This is a genomic window from Pseudomonas sp. 05T35 (assembly GCF_056396605.1).
This window is the reverse complement of record NZ_JBFTLU010000537.1, coordinates 1-2,676: the sequence shown is the minus strand read 5'-3', so window position 1 is coordinate 2,676 and position 2,676 is coordinate 1. Positions and strand designations below refer to the sequence as shown.

The following is a 2,676-nucleotide window of genomic DNA, read 5'->3' as shown; positions in this document are numbered from 1 at the left end:
GCCAACGCCTGGGGCCGGCGCATCAGCGGACACACCGAATAGAACGCCCCCCTTGAGCCGAACCTCAAGGTTGACAGCAGAATTTTTTAGATTTAGAGGATTACCCATGAGCAACGTCGATCACGCTGAAATCGCCAAATTCGAAGCCCTGGCTCATCGCTGGTGGGACCGCGAAAGCGAGTTCAAACCGCTGCACGACATCAACCCGCTACGGGTCAACTGGATTGACGAGCGCGTCAAACTGGCCGGCAAGAAGGTCCTGGACGTCGGTTGCGGCGGCGGCATCCTCAGCGAATCCATGGCACAACGCGGCGCCACCGTGATGGGCATCGACATGGGTGAAGCGCCGCTGGCGGTCGCGCAACTGCATCAACTGGAATCCGGCGTCAGCGTCGAGTACCGGCAGATCACCGCCGAAGCCCTGGCAGAAGAAATGCCCGAGCAATTCGACGTGGTCACCTGCCTGGAAATGCTCGAGCACGTGCCCGATCCATCGTCGGTCATTCGTGCCTGTTTCCGTATGGTAAAACCGGGTGGCCAGGTGTTCTTCTCGACCATCAACCGCAATCCGAAGGCTTACCTGTTCGCTATCGTCGGCGCCGAATACATCATGAAGCTGCTGCCGCGCGGCACGCATGATTTCAAGAAATTCATCCGCCCTTCCGAACTCGGTGCCTGGAGTCGCCAGGCCGGCCTGAGCGTCAAGGACATCATCGGTCTGACGTACAACCCGCTGACCAAGCACTACAAGCTGGCCGCCGACGTTGACGTCAACTACATGATCCAGACGCTGCGCGAGGAATAAGCCGATGGCAATCAGAGCAGTTCTTTTTGACATGGACGGCACTCTGCTCGACACCGCGCCGGACTTCATTGCCATCTGCCAAAGCATGCTGGCAGACCGCGGGCTGGCGCCGATCCCGGACAAACACATCCGCGACGAGATCTCCGGCGGGGCGAAAGCCATGGTGGCGGTAACTTTCTCGATGGACCCGGAATCACCGGGTTTCGAGGCATTGCGACTGGAGTTCCTGGAGCGTTATCTCAAGGGGTGCGCGGTTCACAGCAAACTCTTCGATGGCATGGCAGAACTGCTGGCCGACATCGAAAGATCCAATCTGATCTGGGGTGTGGTGACCAACAAACCGCTGCGCTTCGCTGAGCCGATCATGCAACAACTGGGACTGGCCGAACGCTCGGCGCTGCTGATTTGTCCAGACCATGTGACCAACAGCAAGCCTGACCCGGAGCCATTGATCCTCGCCTGCAAAATGCTCGACCTGGACCCGGCCAGCGTGCTGTTTGTGGGCGATGACCTGCGCGATATCGAGTCGGGCCGCGATGCCGGCACCCGGACCGCCGCGGTGACCTTTGGCTACATTCACCCCGATGACAACCCACGAAACTGGGGCGCAGATGTGGTGGTGGACCACCCTTCGGAGTTGCGCAAGGTGCTCGATAACGCGCTGTGCAGTTGCTGAGCAGTGACGCGGAGCGTCACGGGCTGCATTCCCACGCGGACGGTTCGACGTGGGAACGATCTAACTCTTGTAGAGGTTTTCTATGTTTGATTATTCCGCCCGCCCTGAACTGCTCAAGGATCGGGTCATCCTGGTCACTGGCGCTGGTCGTGGCATCGGCGCTGCGGCGGCAAAAACCTATGCCGCTCACGGCGCTACCGTACTGCTGCTGGGCAAGACCGAGGCCAATCTGACTCAGGTGTACGACGAGATCGAAGCGGCCGGTTATCCACAGCCTGCAGTGATTCCGTTCAACCTGGAAACCGCCCTGCCGCACCAGTACGACGAACTGGCGGCCATGATCGAAACCGAATTCGGTCACCTTGATGGCTTGCTGCACAACGCCTCGATCATTGGCCCGCGCACGCCACTGGAGCAACTCTCCGGCGAAAACTTCATGCGCGTGATGCACGTCAACGTCAACGCCATGTTCATGCTGACCAGCACTCTGCTGCCACTGCTCAAGCTGTCTCAGGACGCCTCGGTGATCTTCACCTCCAGCAGCGTCGGCCGCAAAGGTCGTGCGTACTGGGGCGCTTATGGCGTGTCGAAGTTCGCCACCGAAGGCCTGATGCAAACCCTGGCCGATGAAGTCGACAGCGTCGCGCCGGTTCGCTCCAACAGCATCAACCCAGGCGCCACCCGCACCAGCATGCGCGCTCAAGCGTACCCGGGCGAAAACCCCGCCAACAACCCGACGCCCGAAGAGATCATGCCGGTTTACCTGTACCTGATGGGGCCGGACAGCACCGGCATCAACGGTCAGGCGTTCAACGCTCAGTAAGCCCTCGCTGCACCCCGCTGCCGCGACGGCATACTGTCGCGGCACGCGCCTCCCCCCCTTCAAGCGCCTGCTTGAAGTCAATCAAATGCCGTCAAATCCGCTACCAGAAACCGGTACGCAAGCCAACAAACTGATTTAAAACGAGTTTTTTTCATCTGAACCGAATGGCATGACTTTCGCTCTAACCCTGTTGAAACACGCAGCGTGTTAGCGATCGGGCAGCGCCATGTCGATTTCCCGTTGCAGGGTCTGATCCATGGCAATGCGATTGCCGGTGCCGGTCAGTGGGTCGCGCATTGCACTTTGAGTGGCCGCTCGATACAGCAGGGCGTTGCGCATCGGGAAGAGCAAGGTGGATAGCAGGGATTCGAG

Annotated in this window: 3 protein-coding genes and 1 pseudogene; 3 read left to right on the top strand and 1 reads right to left on the bottom strand. The window is 59.6% G+C overall.

Annotated features, from left to right (window positions below; translation table 11 throughout):
• Window positions 1-106 precede the first annotated feature (106 nt).
• The 3 genes from ubiG (at window position 107) to AC1DH9_RS26770 (ending at window position 2,304) form a co-directional block, all read left to right on the top strand.
• Window positions 107-805 carry a bifunctional 2-polyprenyl-6-hydroxyphenol methylase/3-demethylubiquinol 3-O-methyltransferase UbiG gene (gene ubiG / locus AC1DH9_RS26780; RefSeq protein ID WP_019692990.1) on the top strand — a complete coding sequence of 233 codons (699 nt, stop codon included), beginning with the start codon at window positions 107-109 and terminating at the stop codon, window positions 803-805.
• A 4-nt stretch (window positions 806-809) separates the two neighbouring features.
• Window positions 810-1,481 carry an N-acetylmuramic acid 6-phosphate phosphatase MupP gene (gene mupP, locus AC1DH9_RS26775; RefSeq protein ID WP_427541438.1) on the top strand — a complete coding sequence of 224 codons (672 nt, stop codon included), beginning with the start codon at window positions 810-812 and terminating at the stop codon, window positions 1,479-1,481.
• Between the two features lie 82 nt (window positions 1,482-1,563).
• Entirely contained in the window at window positions 1,564-2,304 is a 741-nt protein-coding gene (locus tag AC1DH9_RS26770) for a YciK family oxidoreductase (protein ID WP_427532171.1), read from the top strand.
• Window positions 2,305-2,526: 222 nt separating this feature from the next.
• Here the strand turns inward: AC1DH9_RS26770 and AC1DH9_RS26765 are convergent.
• Window positions 2,527-2,676 (bottom strand): annotated as a pseudogene (locus tag AC1DH9_RS26765) (hypothetical protein); the annotation flags it as partial.

Coding starts and splice junctions, on each gene's coding strand:
- AC1DH9_RS26770 (WP_427532171.1), top strand. CDS start 1,564: ATGTTTGATTATTCCGCCCGCCCTGAACTGCTCAAGGATCGGGTCATC.
- mupP (WP_427541438.1), top strand. CDS start 810: ATGGCAATCAGAGCAGTTCTTTTTGACATGGACGGCACTCTGCTCGAC.
- ubiG (WP_019692990.1), top strand. CDS start 107: ATGAGCAACGTCGATCACGCTGAAATCGCCAAATTCGAAGCCCTGGCT.